Source organism: Nostoc sp. EspVER01, from assembly GCF_034530635.1.
Classification (GTDB): Bacteria; Cyanobacteriota; Cyanobacteriia; order Cyanobacteriales; family Nostocaceae; genus Nostoc.
Map to the genome: position 1 here is coordinate 67,210 of NZ_JAVRCS010000012.1, position 17,001 is coordinate 84,210.

The following is a 17,001-nucleotide window of genomic DNA, read 5'->3' on the forward strand; positions in this document are numbered from 1 at the left end:
TATTCCTTGATTTATGTTTGTCAATACCTTCATCAGACGGCCAGTGCTGACGACGGTCTGCACGTTCATCATCTTGCTGCTGGGAAGCATCTGTATACTTATTCTTCCCATTTCTCAGCTACCAGACCTTGCTCCAGTGCAAATTACTGTTAGCTCCAACAATATTGGTGCGGATGCTCAAACAACAGAAAATACTGTCACCAACATTATTGAGCGACAAATTAATGGTGTTAAAGATGTATCTTATATATCTTCTAATACGGGTAATGATGGTTCGAGCAATATAACTGTCTCCTTTCCGACTAATGTCAATAGCGATATTGCTCAAGTAAACGTTCAAAATAAAGAAGCACTGGCTTCACCTCAATTGCCAGATACTGTTCAACGAACAGGTGTGACTGTTGAAACAGCATCGAGCAGTCTCCTTCTCGTCTATGGGTTTTACTCAGAAAATAACGAGTATGACAACATTTTTATCAGTAACTATGTCGACCTGTATATTTTCGATCAGATCAAACGGCTTCCTGGTGTAGGAAGTGCCAGGGTTTTTGGGGAACGCAAATATGCCATGCGTCTCTGGCTCGATCCCAACAAGCTTGCCCAACATAAACTAACTCCTCAAGATGTGACAACTGCCCTGCAACAACAAAATATTCAAGTGGGTGCAGGGGCTATTGGTAAGGAACCAGCACCAGATAATCAAAGCTTTGAATTTGCTTTACGGGCAACCAGTCGATTCAAAGATGCGGCTGAATTTGAGGATATGGTGCTGAAGGTGAGTCCAGCTGGCACTACTAATAGCCCCACTAGCAGCATTCTAGTTAAAGTCAGAGATGTCGGTCGAGTTGAACTGGGAGCAGAGAGCTATCTGGCTGATGCCAAATTCACCATCCCAGGAAATGCTCCCAAGGCAGCCGTGGGTTTGGGGATATATCAACTTCCTGGTAGTAATGCCCTCAAGGTTGCTCATGCTGTTGAAGAACAGATCAAGATTTTAGAGAAAAGTTTTCCACCTGGACTCAAAGCACAGTTGGCATTTGATACCACTCCGTTTGTAGAAATTTCTTTAGAAGAAGTTCTGCACACTCTGGTTGAGGCGATTGTCCTAGTAGTCTTGGTAATTTTTGTCTTTTTGCAAGACTGGCGTACTACGATCATTCCGACTGTAGCGATCCCCGTTTCCTTGATTGGGACGTGTGCGGCTCTGTTAGTTTTAGGATTTCAAATTAATACACTGACCTTATTTGGTTTCGTTCTCGCGATCGGGATCGTTGTGGATGATGCCATTATTGTGGTTGAGGCAGTTGCAGTCAAACTAGAGCAGGGTATGAGGCCCTTTGAGGCGGCTGTTGAAGCCATGAAGGAGTTAACTGGGGCAATCATTGCAACTTCACTTGTACTCATGGCAGTATTCATTCCCGTTGCATTCATTCCGGGTACAACAGGGATTGTTTACAAACAATTTGCCTTAACCGTTGCTTGTTCCATTGCCATCTCGACCTTTAACGCCTTAACTTTCTCTCCGAGTATGGCAGCCATTCTTATGCGCCCTGCTCAGACTCCACGGGGCCCTTTGGGGTGGTTTTTTACACAGTTTAATCGGGGATTTAGCTGGTTCACGCGGCGATATGTCGGGTTTGTTAGCTACCTTACCCATGTCAAGCCAATTGTAATTGGGGTTTTTGTTACTGGTTTATTAGCAACGGTTTTGATGTACAGAGCAGTACCTACCGGATTTATTCCAGAAGAAGATCAGGGTTACTTCTTTGTCATTGTCCAGGGACCTGATGGCGTTTCTTTGAAATATACCGAATCTGTGATGAACAAGGTGGCCAAAGAAGTCACATCGGCTCCCGAAGTTAGAGCTAGTTTTATGATCAGTGGCTTTGGTTTCGATGGCAATGCTTCTAATTTAGGCATTGCCTTTGCTAACCTGAAACCCTGGAAAGAGAGAACTGAAGAATCTCAATCTGTTTATGGCATACTTCAGAGGCTGAACAAAAAGCTCTCTACAATTACAGAAGCCAGAGCGATCGCAGTAAATGCTCCTCCAGTGAGAGGATTAAGTACTACGGGTGGTTTTGAGTTTATCATTCAAGACAAAACCGGCAGTGCGCCGATTGAAACCCTAATTGAGACTGCTCAAAAATTGATTGGGGCGGCCAATAAAAACCCTGCTCTCCAAGGAGTCTTCACTCAGTTCACCGCAAATACTCCCCAATTTGACATTCAGGTAAATCGCAATCAAGCCAAAGCTCTCAATGTCGAAATTAACGATATCTTTGGAGCATTGCAAACTTACCTGGGATCGCAATATGTGAATAACTTCGTGCAGGGACAGCGACAGTATCGGGTATATGTCCAAGCAGACGGGGTGTTCCGCTCGAATCCAGATGATATTGGCAAGCTGTATGTTCGCTCTGCCAGTGGGGCAATGATTCCGTTGAGCAGTTTGGTGAAAATTACTCCCTTTGTGGGCCCGAAAACCATTGCCCATTACAACTTGTACAGGTCAATCAAAGTACAGGGCGCTCCGGCTCCCGGTGCTAGCTCTGGACAGGCGATTAAAGCGATGGAGCAACTAGCAGCAGAAAACTTACCTCAAGGGTTTGGTTATGAGTGGACAGGGACTTATCTCCAAGAGAAGACATCTGGGGGAGCTACAGGCTTGATTTTTGCCTTAGCGATCGTTATTGTCTTTCTGGTGCTGGCAGCTCAGTATGAAAGCTACATTGACCCGATTATTATTTTGCTGACAGTTCCCCTAGCAGTTTTGGGAGCAATGACAGCGATTTGGCTGCGTTCCAATATTTTCATGGCAGGCAGCCTCTTCCCGAAAGTAGTGGATGATATCTATTGCCAGGTAGGTTTGGTGACTTTGATTGGTCTAGCTGCGAAAAATGCAATTCTAGTCGTAGAATTTGCCAATCAACTGCATGAGCAGGGCATGAGCTACACAAGGGCGGCAGTGAAAGCTGGGGAAGAACGTCTGCGACCAATCTTAATGACATCCTTTGCAGCGTTGTTAGGATTTTTGCCCTTGGTAATCTCTGAAGGGGCTGGAGCCAGCAGCCGTTGGTCTTTAGGAACAGCGTTGTTTGGGGGGTTGATGCTTTCGACGTTTTTGAGTTTGTTCTTAGTGCCAATTCTCTATATTTTGGTTAAAACCTTGGCTCAGGCTATATTACCTGGGAAGCGAGGAGGTTCAAATCCTCCAGATTCTCCAGGAGCTTCGGGAACTAGACATGAAGCTCTACCAGCTGGCTCAAGTCAGCCAGAGACGCAATTTAGGTCTCAGGAGGATGGGATAACCTAACTTTTGCCCTTAAGTCTCATAGCAAAGTGCAGAGTAACTCTTTCAAAAGAGGCAGGGAGCAGGGGGGCAGGCTTTCTGGGGCAGGTTTTTTTGATTAGACAAATTTTTGGGATTTTAAAATCAAAATCATTGTCTGAGAACTTAAAACTACGTTCAATAATTGAGAACATTCTCAACTATTTATCGAAAGCCTAAAAACCTGCCCTTGAAAGAGGGGGGCAGGGGGGCAGGGGGCAGGAAGCAGAGGAGCAGGGGGGACAAAACAGAAAAGGGATTAACGCCACCTGTTGTGCTACCTTCCTGTAGGGTACGAGAACCACTTCTTATAATTAAGTGTATGTACTTAAACCCATGTTCCGCTCTGATTCACGGTAGCAGTAAAGGGTCTTTTCTTTCCCTCTGCCCCCTGCCCCTCTGCTCCTCTGCTCCCTGCCTCTTCTCAACTATGCAGGTTAAAAGCGTATCAGCTTATCCACAATATCCTCTAACTCTGATACCATTTTCTGTAATTTCCTGCTTGCTAAAAAAATTAGTCGAATAGAATTAAGTACTTAGATAAGGAAGAGTGAAATGGGACTTAGCGACGGACTTTTGAACCCGACCAAAAAGGCTATGGTCATAGATGATTGTTGCAACATGATTGAAGGACAGCTTGCATCCAAGTCAGGCATGAGCGGCATCGCTTTGAAAACTGCCTTTGCTGCTTTGAAGGGGGTTAAGCCAGGGTATATTCCCTATGTCGTTGAGCAGATATTACCGCAATGCTTTACAGCTCTTGATCCCATCTGGAGTCAAGGCGTAGAGAAAGGCGACCCAGTTGAATATCTGAGTGCGAATCGCTCTAATACAGCAGATGCACTACTAGGTGTTACCGATGCGAGAGTCAAGAACTCAAACCGCCAAATCGTGCGAGGAACCTATGAAAAACTTCGTGGTTCAGCCAAAAAGCACGTGGAAGAAGCAGTGCCAGATTTAGCCAAAGTAATCAATAATTACACTAAGGTCTGAGCCAAACGATTAGAGACGCGATTAATCGCGTCTTCTAGAAAGGTGGGAAGCGCAGATAGAAAGTAGCTTTTCACCAGATATAGCCTCAAAACTTCACCAACTCCAAATCGCGTTTTGCCCGTTGGATGGCTCCTTCTTTTAACTGTTCTCTAAGATTGATTCAGGCTTTTTGAGTAGTATAATATTGCACAGCTTTGTTAATAAATCGACTGCGATCGCTTGGGATAGTTGTTCATGGCTAAAGCGATCGCTTGAGATAATTCTAGAAGGTGCGTCGTTAATATAATCCTTCTGGTGGGGAAATATCAGATCCGACAGCTACACCAGTGTTAGTAGATTTAATCCCTGGTTTAACAGTAGGGGATTGTTGTTTTAACGATTGTAAAACAGAAGAAGAGTTATCTTGCTCAGTTGATATATTGGTAGTTGCTTGTTGCTGGGACATCAAGGCTAATCCTCCCATTGCACCAGCAAGAAGAGCTGTATAACCTACATATAAATGCGTCGGACGAATTTCCAATCCCATTCCTTTTTTAGATTGGTACGAAAGGGTCTGAGTTACTGGTATAGCTGCTTGTACTGGCAAAGAAGCAGCTAAGGCAACACCATTAAGTCCTAAAGCATCTCCATAACGTCGTATAAATCCACGTAAAAAAATGTCATCTGGTAATTCTTTCGAGTTGCCGTTTTCTAATGCCTCTATCAGCTCGGTTCGGATATGAGTGGAAAGCTGGATGTGGTCAAAAGAAAGCCCTTTGGACTGACGGGTTTTTTGGAGTTGTTGCCCGATTTGACGTAGGCACACCATGCGTTGTTGATCTGCTTGCAAGGCAAGTTCTGCTTGAGAAATTCTCTGATGATTCAGAAATTGTAGTGGTTTTTTCCACAGCGAATTTTCTGCTGCATTTTTAGAGGATTGCTCTGTTTGGGTGCAATGCTCCTGCTGTATCTCTGATGAAGAATTGACTGTTTCTGTAGCTTGCTTCGTATCTGTAGCTGTTTCAACTTTTTGATCTTGTTGGGCAAATTGTCGAAATGCCAAACCGATCGCTTCTCTACCTACGGCTTTTAATAAATCTTGAGCCTGATCTGTTTCTTCACCTATTAACTTCTGCACAATCGCTAAAGCACGTCGATAAACTCGGCTACGATGCAGTTGTACTTCTATGTCTCCTAAAAGCGATCGCAACTCATCTTGAGAAATTTCAATATTCGGATTGCCCAGAATTTGGAAATAGTATACAGGAGTAGTAACCATTGTGAAAGCCTTTTATATTAACTCAATCAAAGAAAATTACAATCATATCTTCACTATTTTTCCTCACTTCACCTTCATTTTCCGGATGCTATTTGTATAATTTAATTTTTTTAATTCATCATTAACACTGGAACAAACAAATAATAAACGCAGTCACGATCATAAAAATGATACTCGTATCTCTGTAAGAAAAAACCTTGAGTGCGTACCATTTGCAAATATTCGCCGAGTGGAAATACCATCTACGCTGCTCTGGAGTTGAGCTAGAAACATGATTGACTCGTCGCAGCACATAGCTTTCGTGAAATCGCTGAGGAGTTGCATTCGTGGTGACAGTAGTACAGTAACCGAAATATCAATGTAGACTGAGCCTGCTCCTGGATCTAGTCTAATTTGCGATCGCAGTAACTAAGTAGTGTAACAATCATGTAGCGCCTTAAGACCGTATGGTATGCTCCTTTGTAAATAATTACTATTAGCATTAGCCATGAACCCTGAAGCAGTTAAGCGCAGCTTTCTCACACCTCTAACTTTTATTCAACGTAATGCTAAAGTCTATAGTCAGAAAAGGCACTCATAATATAGTTAACAACAGTTTCAGTATCAATCACTGATACACTAAAAAAACACCATGACAGTATAATAGGTAGTTATTCCACGTTTTTTATCTACATAGGGTTTCAGTCGAGTCAGGTGCAACAAGATGTCTGAAAAACCTTAAACAAAATTTCAAGATACCATGAGCAAAAAATCAATTTACTACAAATACCGAATCATTCTCCCATTAGGTGCAATTCTTCTAGCTAGCTTCGGATTTTACCCGAAGATACATGCTCAGGACATTTCTTCTCCAGACACTACTGATTCTGTTGCAATCAGTGTCAAAAATCAAGACTTTTCCCAGTGGGGATATTACACGGTGCGGAGGGATTTTCGCAGATGTGCTTCTCCGAGATGCGGGGGATTTTTCATCAAGCAGAACAATCTAAAAGCTACTCCCTGTGTTGATGGTGTCTTTCGCAATGAATGCTATGTGTCTTCAATTGATTGGAGTTCCCTGAAATTACCACTTGACAAACTGACAAAAATTCAAAATCAGGATGCTAGCCGTTTGATTCTCAGAGGTACTATAGTTCCAGTGGAATTTGGTGAAATTGGTAAGTTTGGAGAATTGAGAGTTAAAGAAGCTTTCATAGCTGCTACAGATGCTCCAGCAAAAGGTACTTTTGTTGCGCTTAAAAACAATGGCATTGTCTGTTTCACCACCCCTTGCTTCTCCACGGATCGGTTTATTTTGAATCAGCCTCAGAGTTCTCAAGTTTCGTCAATCGATTTGAGCCAAACGCTTGCAACACCAGAACAAATTGAAGCTGCAAACAAAGAAATTTTCGCTCTAGGTTTGATTGCTGTGGGTACAACTAAGGTAGTAGACGACTTAAACCCGACCAAGAGAGATGTTAAGTTTGTGGCTACGCAATTTTATCTGAGAGTGGAACCGAACTAATAGTAGTCTCACGCTGGTACCGCCGTTGGTAGATGTTTTTTCAGCTTACCTGTAAACAACACCAATTAGACAGCCAGGGTCTGCAAAAGCGATTTTATAAAGAATTTTTAAGAAATTAACATTTTTCAGAAAACGAAAGACCTAATGCTGAAGTAATCCCCAAAAGTTCAGAATCATAGATTTTGTAGTTTACACATACCCTAGTGTCTGAAAACCTTACATGGTAAAGTCTCTGATGTACTTCATCCATGTCGAAACCTAATTATTAGTTTTTCAATTTTTTGGAGGAGAGGAAAATGAAGAAGTTCACCTGTTTGATGATTGTCGGGACTGTATTGTCGATTAGTGCGCCGGCTTTTGCTGAAAGTCGTGCGGTTAATATCAGTATTGGCAGTATTGGTGGTCCTTTAGATAATGCCGCTTTGCGAACAGTTCGCCAGGTTATCGGGTTTGCAGTCGGCACTAGCACCGTCGATAAATTCATTGTATATAGTCCCAGAACCGGATCTATTCCCATCGAAGGAGGTTTATCTGCTTGTGCTGAAGCTGGCTTCGGCATAAGCAATACAACATTTAATGCTTTTATCCAGCAGTTGCGTTCAATTAATCCCAAACCAGGGACTTTCTACAATCTGGAACTTACCGCAAGCTGCAAACTGAAATAAGACGTTTGTACTCAAGCACGGTAGATGGGCTTTGTACCTCAGCCCATCCATCAAGTTAGGCTCTACGCGATAAACGCAAAACTCCATATTTTAAATTGGAGATGTAACATCAATGTTGATTTTAAGCAGCGTCAAAAAGCGACTAGATTAGTTGTATCAGCCTTTAAACTCAATAGTGCAGATACTTCCAGCATGAAACAAAAAAGAATGTAAAATTGCAGCGCATTTTTGGGAGTAAGCTGTTACGTATACAACTTACATTATCAGGGCGGGCAAGATGCCCACCCCACAATCATATTTGAAAAATATTAGTGCAAACTAAAGGCGCAATAGCTTAGAGAAAAAATATGTCTAATGTGAGCATTGCAAAAGGTAGCTGCCTGTGCGGAGTAGTAAACGTTTCTACAACCCGTATGAGTAATCAGGTAGGAGCATGTCATTGTAGTATGTGTCGCAACTGGGGTGGAGGACCTTTGTTAGTAGTTGAGTGTGAGAGTGATGTTAGCTTCTCTGGTGAAGAATATATCGAAGTTTATCAATCTTCAGAATGGGCAGAGCGTGGATTCTGTAAGAAGTGTGGTAGCCATCTATTTTACAAATTGAAACAAAGTAACCAGTATTTCATACCCGTTGGACTATTCGATAGCTGTGAAGGTCTTGTTTTCGATCATCAGATATTCATTGATGAAAAGCCCAAATATTACTGTTTTGCCAATGAAACCAAGAACCTAACAGGGGCAGAGGTATTTGCACAGTTTGCACCTCCATCAGAGCGGTAAAGATTGGCTGATTTACTATCAACTAGCAATCAATCGCATTGTGCCAGTTGCGTAAGTCCTGAAAAAGATTGTGTAAAAGCTAAAAAACTGTCGCTGGGAGTAGATTGATATATTGGAACCTTTATGAAAGTCAGGTTAAAATCGCTAGCAAAGTGTAAATCTGAAGTGAAACTATGAAAACTGCTGAAAAACTAGCTGCCGGTTGGCTACTGACACTCGGATTCATGTTTGTAACTCTATCAGCAACAGCGGCCTTAGAAAAATTTGCTACACGTAAAGCCATCATAATACCCACGGGTGAGTATGAGTTTAATGCACCGAATGCTACTTATGAAGATAATAATGCTGCTGCTGGTGGTCTAATTTTTGGTGTCCCTACCCTAACACTGGGCACGTGGTTAGCATTGGGATTGTACCGTCAAAGTCGGCAGGAGAAAAAGGCGATTAATCAACAAGTTAGCGATCGCCTGCAATCGATTTTTTATGAGATGCTACAAGAAAATCACGGGCGTGTAACTGTTTTAGGCTTTGCCATCCAGTCACAACTACCAGCAGCCCACGCCAGACAATATTTAGATGAAAAAGCTAAAGAATTCAATGCAAACTTTAAGGTGAACGAAGAAGGGGCTGTATCATATCATTTTGATGTTTAATTGTCATTAGTCATTTGTCGTTTGTCCTTCGTCCTTTGTCATTTATTATTCACTAATGACCAATGACTAATGACTACAATACCCAACTTACGGCTAGTTCTAATGACGCAGATTTTTTTGAGCGTAGCTGCCATTTTAGGCGGTTTGTCGGTCGCTGCTGGTGCTTTTGCTTCCCATGCGTTACGGGAAAAAATTAGTGAGCGATGCCTGCGGCGGGCTACGCCTACGCTAGAAATTTTTGAAACTGGCGCTTGTTACCAAATGTATCATGCTCTAGCACTTTTCTTAGTAGCAATCCTAATGAGCCGCACTGAGTCGCCTCAACCCTCACTTGTAGCCAGTGGATGGCTGTTTATCATTGGTATTGCTATTTTCTCAGGTAGCTTGTATGCCCTTAGCTTAACCGGTATTAAATCCTTGGGAGCGATGTCTACGACGGGCTACGCCTACGCACCACTAGGCGGCACAGCCTTTCTTGCAGCTTGGGGTACTTTAGCTTTTGCTGCTTGGAATTTGAAGTTGTAAAAAAGTTAGGAGTTAAAAAGTCTTAACTCCTAACTCCATTTTTCGAGACTTATTTACCTTGTTTTTACAGCATATTTTATACAAGTATGCCATACTAAATTTAGCGTTGTAATGCCCAACCTATAAGCTACAAATTACGAACTAGATTCCTTACTTTTTAAGTAGGCAAAGTGACTCTTTTGTATGTACAAAAACTAATAAATAAACAAAAATATTTTCTAACAAATAAAATTAGCCAATTCATCAATCATAATTTCAGCAATGGGCGGAATTGGCAATGATTTTACTTATGAAAACACAAATAAACTAGTACCGTTATCTAGAAATAACGCAGAATGTAAAATTCCTAAATTGATCTTTTTTAAGAAAGCTATTACTGAGAATTTAAAAGCTTATATTTTATAGCTTTTTGCTCTCAGACGTATTAATAAATTATCCAAAGCTGCATTAGCTGACGATGTTTCGGGTAATGGGCTGGATTGATGTGCCTCCTGTAACTTATTACGCAGACGTTCATATTCTCTTTGATAAAAAGCTACATTAATATCTGACAAAACAGACTTTTCTGTACCTGCTAATTTTTGGGCGATCAAATCAGAAATATATGGTAAATCGAAAATCTCATTTAGCTTAATTAAATTAGATTCAATTACTCCTGTTTGCATCAGATTAATCCCAGTTAATAAAACTCGGTAAACATAAAGCAATGGCTTAATTCGATGCGCATGTTCTTGCTCAAAAAGTTTCCATTGGGTTGCGGCAAAACCAATATAATGGTAGCTATGGTGACGGGTAATACAATTTTTAGCAATAATTTTCAATTCCTCATGTTCAGGTGAGGTTATTAATATTAAAGGAGAATACAATTGTTCTAATACATAACCATTCTTTTTAAGTAGCATCAAAAAGAATTTTTTTACATCATGAGTTACTAAATCAATCTCTAAAGATTCGCGAACTTCTGAAACTTCAATAGTTTCATTTCTAGTCTGTAATCCCACTACTTCTTGAACTGGTAAAATATGCACACCACGCAAGTCATAATCAGAATCGGCTGAGGGAAAGCCATATAAGTGGGAACCACTGATGATGGTGAATAAAAACGGGTAAGGCTGTTGCCCAATAATTGTGTTAATAGAAGTTGGAATATTCATAATGTGCCGTTTACTTGCTTACCTCGGTTCGCCTATTTCTTTAGAACATATTCTATATAAACCAGAACACTCACTTATAGTCCAGAGTTCTCAACCCCGCGAAATGATCTCTGAGGTGGTAAATGCAGATGGTTTTGGTGTGGGTTGGTATCATAGTCAAAAAGATACCGATCCTTTTATCTACAAAAATACCCTACCTATTTGGAATGATATAAATCTACCCAGTCTCAGTCGTTACGTCGAATCAAAGTGTGTACTTGCTTATGTCCGCAGTGCTACACCAGGACAAGCCGTAGATTTTGCTAACTGTCAGCCTTTTAACCATCAACAACAGCTATTTATTCACAATGGACGAATCGAAAATTTCCGCAAAACATTACACAGAAAAATTCGCAGCACTTTAACCCAAGAACTTTACGAAAAAATTAATGGCAGTACTGACTCAGAACACATTTTTGCATTGTTACTTTCGCAAAGTCAAATTAACAAACATCGACCTCCAGAGTATGCCTTACGCACCACATTATTAACGCTTTTAGAGATGGCAAAGCGCTATCAAGTAGAAGCCTCACTCAATGTAATCTTTAGTGACGGGCATCGTTTAATAGCTTCTCGTTTTGCTACCACTTCACCGCCTCCATCTCTTTACTGGATACGAGATGATCCGACTTTCCCACAATCTGTAATTATTGCTTCTGAACCTCTATTTCTAGGTAATTGGATTGCTTGCCCAGAAAATAGCATCATTAGTGTGGGAGCAGACTGTGAGATCCAAATTGAGCAAATCTAGTGTGAAAGAGGCTATTTCTCAAGCCTTTGATAAATGTTCCTCGAAAACTTTTGCACTATTCCAGGATATGACGAAGCCACATTCTCTAGTCAACCTCATTCTGATTTCATCTGCTGTTGGCTGCTACTTGGGACATATTGTCTATATCGAGTCTTTCTCGCTGCGGGAACATAGCAATTAGACACTTACTTGCTACTATTTTAGTGAGAAAATGCTGAAAAATAGCTTTAAAGCTTGAGCTATATTGCTCAAGCATGATTTTATTAACTATGGCTATGTGTTTCACTGATTGGGGTAAAGGTCTGCTATCAAAGTAACCTATTACGCCAAGCAAACGGAGGTTTCATGTCGATATCTAAAGCTGTTAACAGCAAGGTTACTTCTCAAAGCAGCGTTGAAAAACGCTTGCAGATAGAGCGTTTGATAGGAGCAACTCAAATAGTTGCACCTAGTGCTGGGAGTGATGTAGTGAAGGGATTAACTCAAACACCTAAATCTCTACCCCCTTGTTACTTTTATGATGACCGTGGTTCCGATCTGTTTGAGCAAATCTGTGATTTACCAGAATATTATCTTACACGCACAGAAACAACAATTTTACAGCAGTATGCTAATGAAATTGCCAAGATAACTGGTGTTTGTGAATTGGTAGAACTTGGTAGTGGTAGTTCTAGTAAAACCCGAATTTTACTAGATGCCTACCAGCAACTAAGTTATCCCCTGCACTACCTACCAATTGATGTATGTGCAGGTATGTTGGAAAGTAGTGCCAAGCAGTTATTAAAAGATTATCCCTTACTCCAAGTTTATGCACTAGCGGGAACCTATGAATTAGCCCTTGCAAAACTCCTACCGACGCAATTACCCAGTCGGATGATTTGTTTTATTGGTAGCAGCTTAGGTAATCTTACCCCTGATGAGTGTGATGTGTTCTTCTCTCAAATTACCAATGCTCTAGAAGTAGGTGAGTATTTTTTATTGGGGATAGATTTACGAAAGCCAAAGCAGATTTTGGAACCAGCTTATAACGACAGCCAGGGAGTAACAGCTGCATTTAACCTCAATATGCTAGAACATTTAAATCAGCGATTTGAGGGTAACTTTGACACCACCCAGTTTGAACACCGGGCATTTTACAATGAAAGCGAGCATCAAATAGAAATGCATTTACGCAGCTTGCGATCGCAAATTGTAGAATTACGCGCTCTTAATCTTAAGCTTAATTTTGCACTAGATGAGACTATCCTCACCGAAATTTCCCGCAAATTTGACCTTAATATCATCAAACACCAACTAACCGCACAAGGTTTATTACCTCTTCATGTGTGGACAGATCCAAATCAATGGTTTGGTTTACTGCTGTGTCAGCTGCAAGCATAAAGCAAATCAAAGTACGCCTCATATATATAGCGGTTCTCAGTTGAGTCCGATATATACCTAACAAAAACAGCACTTCCCCACAAGCGTTAGGGAGTAACACTCAAAACCTCTCTTCTAAAAGGAGAGAGGTCACAGTATATTAGACTTCTTGCACAAATGCAAAATTTACCTACCCAGATGATATTCGTCCCACCCCAACAAGAGAGAACAATTAGAATCCCTCTTGCTGGGGTCAATTAGAATCCCTCTTGCTGGGGTAGTATTTTCACTAGATTATGTACATTGTACATAACGTATGAATGCAAAATCCGATCAACCCAAGCAAATCAACTAAATGTTTAGCTGCTAATTATTGCTGCATCGAAGGTGTGCGAAAAATTCTGCTGAATATAGGAACTCGTGGACGAGGTTTATTTGCTGTTATATTGGCATTAGTAGCAGAAGAATTATTAACTACCTCAGAAAGGAGAGGTGGTTTGCTATTAGTAGAATTGGCAAAATCAGTTAATTTTGTAGCCGAAGGTGAACTTGAAGGTATGGAAGTAACATTCTCAGGATTTTGACTGTTGGTTTTTACCGGAGTTTGAGCTTGACATGGAGTAATGAGCAAAGTTGAACTTGTTCCTAATACCAGTATGAGCAAATGAGAAATATATTGTTGCATAGGGATTGGTAAAATGGGTTGATAAATATTCAAAGGTTAAAGAAGTTGTGTTTGTTCTTAGTTGGAAATAAAACTGCAATTTTCCAATAGAAATCATGACGCTGTTGCCCAAGAAAACTTGAACACAGCGATTTCTAAATGAATAGACTATTAATGCTTAGTACATTAATTCGCTAACAACAATCTAACCTCCCTCAATCAAGGGAAGCTAAACTCTTTTTTGTAAAAGAAAGAGAGCGGTTATTTTAATACTACTAAATCTGCTTGAAAGAGAGTTAGAAATAAATACACCGGGAATAATTGACGTTTTTTTAATCAACTAAGCCAGCACAACTATTAATATTCTAGTGATATTTAACTTATTAATAAAAGAGGAATGTTACTGAACTTTTTGATAAAAATGATTTATATAAAATCAACTCTAACTCGCATATTTAACTAATTAAAGCCAAAAGTATATGAATTTTTAATAAAACCTAAGTTTGATAAAGTAGTTTTCGTTAATAAATGCGTGTATATTTCAGCAATGTACACTAAGTTTGACTATATTAAGTAAATATTGAGAACATAAACCAATACGGTTCAGTTAAAGCTAAAAACTAAAACTGCCGTAGTAGCGTGACATACTTAAAATCTTAGGTTTCAAAAACTCACTAAAACCAAAATCCAATGATTAACAGAATTACCAACCCAATAAATTAAGCTTGCCGCGCCGCGCTAGTAGGTTGGGTTGAGGAACGAAACCCAACATTACAGCACTTCCGGCAGCTATGAGGTACATCCTCAAAGCTGAAAGCTATGATAGAAAAGGGCAAAAAGAAAAACTGTACTGTATTGCATAATAGCTGTCAGTGCTTTAACCCAAGTTTTTCTAGTCCTCTTCTAGAGGACTTGCACCATTAGACAGGGAATTCTATTCCCTGGCGGTCTGTATTGCATAATAGCTGTCAGTGCTGTATAAAGGCTTTGTTGGGTTTCGCTGTTGCTCAACCCAACCTACTATTCTTCTTAACCCAAGCGTATTGAGAATATAAACCCACAGATGATTTAGGTTTGCTCGATATGAGTTTAGCTGTAGACATCCTTAAACTACAACCCATTCCTATTAGATAAGACAGATAACAATTAATTAAAATGAGATTTTTTTGATTTATGTAAATCGATTACTCAACTAGAAGAGTTATATAGCTGAGGCGCTGTTAGATTTCAACAGTCAAAGCGATGTAGTAAATTACTTAGGAAATATTTTTTACCTCAACCTAATCTGGAAGATTAAGCTATACCTACGCAAGAGGAAAGGGGGCAGGAATTAGGGGGATATTCCTGCATCTTTCTCCCCTTCTCCTTGCTCCCCTACCTCTCTAGTCTGAATTATCAAAAAGCGTTACAGCTTCGTCCCACACTCAGCACAGAAGTTGTGGGTAGGAGCATTTTTAGCATTGCAATGGCTACAATACACTGGCTCGGATGCCGCTTTCGGCGGTTGCTTCTGCAAGCCGACCATTTGAGCGTTGCTCTTACCAGGGGCTACCATTGGATAGCAGTTTTCGTCTCTGGTGACGTGGACATTTAAGATTACTGGACCATTGTGTGCTAGCATTTCGGCGATCGCATCTTTTAATTGACTGCGATCGCTGATTACCATACCCTTAATGCCATAAGCTTTTGCCAATAACTCTACATCTGGCATCCCTACTTCCATGTCGGAGCATGAGTAACGCTCACCATAGAAGGCTTGCTGCCACTGGCGCACCATCCCTTGCCAGCCGTTGTTGATAATTATTGTCTTGACATTTATTCCATACTGTGAAATTGTTCCTAGTTCCTGCAAACACATTTGGAAACTAGCATCACCACTAATACAGATGACTTCTTCATCAGGAAAGGCCACTTTCGCGCCCATTGCCGCAGGTAAGCCAAAACCCATAGTTCCCAAACCAGCGCTAGAAATCCAGCGCCTTGGGCCGTTCTTCAGGAATTGTGCTGCCCACATTTGATGTTGTCCGACATCTGTGGTGTAGAAAGCGTTGGGTGCTTGGCTATTGACTTCTACAATCACTTCTTGGGGTGAAATGCTGTCGGGATGATGCGGCACGATGAGAGGATACTCTTCGCGCCAACGGTTAACTAAATTTAACCATTCTTGGTTTTGATTTGGTGTAGCCTTAACGCCTGTTTCTTTGCAGCGACGCAACAAGTCTACTAACACATTCCGCACATCGCCGACAATGGGCACTTCGGGAATGCGGTTTTTGCCAACTTCTGCGGGATCGATGTCGATGTGAATTACTTTGGCGCGGGAAGCGAATTCGTCTAATTTACCTGTAACGCGATCGTCAAATCTAGCGCCGACGCAAATCAGCAAGTCACAATCACTAACGGCAAAGTTAGCGTAAGCTGTGCCGTGCATTCCCAACATTCCCAAAGCTAGGGGATGATGTTCGTCAAATGCACCGATCCCCATTAAGGTTGTGGTGACAGGGATATCGAATAATTCAGCTAGTTGTTTAACTTCTTCATGGGCACCAGATGCGATCGCACCACCACCGACATACAATAAGGGACGGCGGCTTTCAGTAATCAACTGAATCGCGGCATTAATTTGTCGGGGATTTCCCTTCACCGTGGGACGATAACCGCGTAGCTTTACTGAACCTGGTTTTACAGGTACATAGTCAAATTCTTCTAAAGCTACATCTTTGGGGACATCAATCAAAACTGGCCCCGGACGCCCAGTGCTAGCGATATGGAAGGCTTCGGCGACAATTCGCGCCATATCTTTAGGGTCACGCACTACATAAGAGTGCTTGACGATTGGTAGGGTAATCCCGTAAATATCAGTTTCCTGAAACGCATCTGTACCAATCGATGCACGTGCTACCTGTCCTGTAACCACAATCATCGGGATTGAATCCATGTAGGCGGTGGCGATGCCTGTTACCAAGTTAGTTGCTCCTGGGCCAGAAGTACCAAAGCATACTCCTACTTTGCCTGTAGCACGGGCATAACCATCAGCGGCGTGGGCTGCGCCTTGCTCGTGTCTCACGAGAATGTGCTTCATAGCACCAGTTGCTTCCACCTTATACAGGTCATCGTAAATTGGGAGAATTGCCCCACCAGGATAACCAAAAATATAATCAACGCCGTGGCGATGAAGGCTGTCAAGCAGAGCAAAACCGCCAGATGCTCGTTTGGGCAAGGCTGGCGGGCTAGAGGCACGAGACTGTTTGTGATTCTCGGTTTGTGGGAGACTAATTGGGGAAAGCGATCGCACGGTCAAACCTCAGACTATAGCTAAAGTTAAT

At 41.4% G+C, this 17,001-nt stretch carries 14 protein-coding genes; 11 read left to right on the top strand and 3 right to left on the bottom strand.

Annotation, left to right across the window (positions count from 1 at the left end):
- The first annotated feature begins 13 nt into the window (after window positions 1-13).
- Both RMX69_RS13030 and RMX69_RS13035 read left to right on the top strand, forming a co-directional pair.
- The gene (locus RMX69_RS13030; protein WP_322637694.1) at window positions 14-3,316 is read left to right on the top strand and encodes an efflux RND transporter permease subunit; all 3,303 of its coding nucleotides are present in this window, start codon (window positions 14-16) and stop codon (window positions 3,314-3,316) included.
- A gap of 570 nt (window positions 3,317-3,886) precedes the next feature.
- Window positions 3,887-4,324 carry a DUF6918 family protein gene (locus tag RMX69_RS13035; RefSeq protein WP_099103615.1) on the top strand — a complete coding sequence of 146 codons (438 nt, stop codon included), beginning with the start codon at window positions 3,887-3,889 and terminating at the stop codon, window positions 4,322-4,324.
- 277 nt (window positions 4,325-4,601) lie between these two features.
- Here the strand turns inward: RMX69_RS13035 and RMX69_RS13040 are convergent, their stop codons facing one another.
- A complete protein-coding gene (locus RMX69_RS13040) occupies window positions 4,602-5,582 on the bottom strand; it encodes a helix-turn-helix domain-containing protein (RefSeq protein WP_322637695.1) in 981 nt (326 codons plus the stop codon).
- Window positions 5,583-6,321: 739 nt separating this feature from the next.
- Between RMX69_RS13040 and RMX69_RS13045 the strand changes: the two genes are divergently transcribed.
- From RMX69_RS13045 to RMX69_RS13065, 5 genes are all read left to right on the top strand, one after another.
- A complete protein-coding gene (locus RMX69_RS13045; protein ID WP_322637696.1) occupies window positions 6,322-7,086 on the top strand; it encodes a DUF6748 domain-containing protein in 765 nt (254 codons plus the stop codon).
- 296 nt (window positions 7,087-7,382) lie between these two features.
- Complete coding sequence (locus RMX69_RS13050) at window positions 7,383-7,751, top strand: hypothetical protein (RefSeq protein ID WP_322637697.1); 369 nt, start codon at window positions 7,383-7,385, stop codon at window positions 7,749-7,751.
- A 347-nt stretch (window positions 7,752-8,098) separates the two neighbouring features.
- Complete coding sequence (locus RMX69_RS13055; protein WP_322637699.1) at window positions 8,099-8,530, top strand: GFA family protein; 432 nt, start codon at window positions 8,099-8,101, stop codon at window positions 8,528-8,530.
- A gap of 173 nt (window positions 8,531-8,703) precedes the next feature.
- Entirely contained in the window at window positions 8,704-9,183 is a 480-nt protein-coding gene (locus RMX69_RS13060) for a hypothetical protein (RefSeq protein ID WP_289798275.1), read from the top strand.
- Between the two features lie 102 nt (window positions 9,184-9,285).
- The gene (locus tag RMX69_RS13065; protein WP_322637700.1) at window positions 9,286-9,708 is read left to right on the top strand and encodes a DUF423 domain-containing protein; all 423 of its coding nucleotides are present in this window, start codon (window positions 9,286-9,288) and stop codon (window positions 9,706-9,708) included.
- Window positions 9,709-10,100: 392 nt separating this feature from the next.
- Here RMX69_RS13065 and RMX69_RS13070 read toward each other — a convergent pair whose 3' ends face one another.
- A complete protein-coding gene (locus tag RMX69_RS13070; protein ID WP_289798276.1) occupies window positions 10,101-10,862 on the bottom strand; it encodes a DNA polymerase beta superfamily protein in 762 nt (253 codons plus the stop codon).
- A 1-nt stretch (window position 10,863) separates the two neighbouring features.
- On the opposite strand from RMX69_RS13070, the gene egtC reads away from it, so the two are divergent.
- From egtC to RMX69_RS13090, 4 genes are all read left to right on the top strand, one after another.
- Window positions 10,864-11,652: an ergothioneine biosynthesis protein EgtC gene (gene egtC / locus RMX69_RS13075; RefSeq protein WP_322637701.1), complete on the top strand. Its 789-nt coding sequence runs from the start codon at window positions 10,864-10,866 to the stop codon at window positions 11,650-11,652.
- The gene (locus tag RMX69_RS13080; RefSeq protein ID WP_322637702.1) at window positions 11,639-11,833 is read left to right on the top strand and encodes a hypothetical protein; all 195 of its coding nucleotides are present in this window, start codon (window positions 11,639-11,641) and stop codon (window positions 11,831-11,833) included. The genes egtC and RMX69_RS13080 overlap by 14 nt, the downstream gene beginning before the upstream one ends.
- A 164-nt stretch (window positions 11,834-11,997) precedes the next feature.
- Complete coding sequence (gene egtD, locus RMX69_RS13085) at window positions 11,998-13,032, top strand: L-histidine N(alpha)-methyltransferase (protein WP_322637703.1); 1,035 nt, start codon at window positions 11,998-12,000, stop codon at window positions 13,030-13,032.
- A 299-nt stretch (window positions 13,033-13,331) separates the two neighbouring features.
- Window positions 13,332-13,595 carry a hypothetical protein gene (locus RMX69_RS13090; protein WP_322637705.1) on the top strand — a complete coding sequence of 88 codons (264 nt, stop codon included), beginning with the start codon at window positions 13,332-13,334 and terminating at the stop codon, window positions 13,593-13,595.
- 1,485 nt (window positions 13,596-15,080) lie between these two features.
- Here the strand turns inward: RMX69_RS13090 and ilvB are convergent.
- Window positions 15,081-16,976 (bottom strand): biosynthetic-type acetolactate synthase large subunit, encoded by a 1,896-nt coding sequence (gene ilvB, locus RMX69_RS13095; protein WP_322637706.1) that lies wholly within the window; start codon window positions 16,974-16,976, stop codon window positions 15,081-15,083.
- Between the last annotated feature and the right edge of the window lie 25 nt (window positions 16,977-17,001).

Excerpts from the sequence above, each read along its gene's own strand:
- RMX69_RS13030 (WP_322637694.1), top strand. The coding sequence starts at position 14 with ATGTTTGTCAATACCTTCATCAGACGGCCAGTGCTGACGACGGTCTGC.
- RMX69_RS13035 (WP_099103615.1), top strand. The coding sequence starts at position 3,887 with ATGGGACTTAGCGACGGACTTTTGAACCCGACCAAAAAGGCTATGGTC.
- RMX69_RS13040 (WP_322637695.1), bottom strand. The coding sequence starts at position 5,582 with ATGGTTACTACTCCTGTATACTATTTCCAAATTCTGGGCAATCCGAAT.
- RMX69_RS13045 (WP_322637696.1), top strand. The coding sequence starts at position 6,322 with ATGAGCAAAAAATCAATTTACTACAAATACCGAATCATTCTCCCATTA.
- RMX69_RS13050 (WP_322637697.1), top strand. The coding sequence starts at position 7,383 with ATGAAGAAGTTCACCTGTTTGATGATTGTCGGGACTGTATTGTCGATT.
- RMX69_RS13055 (WP_322637699.1), top strand. The coding sequence starts at position 8,099 with ATGTCTAATGTGAGCATTGCAAAAGGTAGCTGCCTGTGCGGAGTAGTA.
- RMX69_RS13060 (WP_289798275.1), top strand. The coding sequence starts at position 8,704 with ATGAAAACTGCTGAAAAACTAGCTGCCGGTTGGCTACTGACACTCGGA.
- RMX69_RS13065 (WP_322637700.1), top strand. The coding sequence starts at position 9,286 with ATGACGCAGATTTTTTTGAGCGTAGCTGCCATTTTAGGCGGTTTGTCG.
- RMX69_RS13070 (WP_289798276.1), bottom strand. The coding sequence starts at position 10,862 with ATGAATATTCCAACTTCTATTAACACAATTATTGGGCAACAGCCTTAC.
- egtC (WP_322637701.1), top strand. The coding sequence starts at position 10,864 with ATGTGCCGTTTACTTGCTTACCTCGGTTCGCCTATTTCTTTAGAACAT.
- egtD (WP_322637703.1), top strand. The coding sequence starts at position 11,998 with ATGTCGATATCTAAAGCTGTTAACAGCAAGGTTACTTCTCAAAGCAGC.
- RMX69_RS13090 (WP_322637705.1), top strand. The coding sequence starts at position 13,332 with ATGCAAAATCCGATCAACCCAAGCAAATCAACTAAATGTTTAGCTGCT.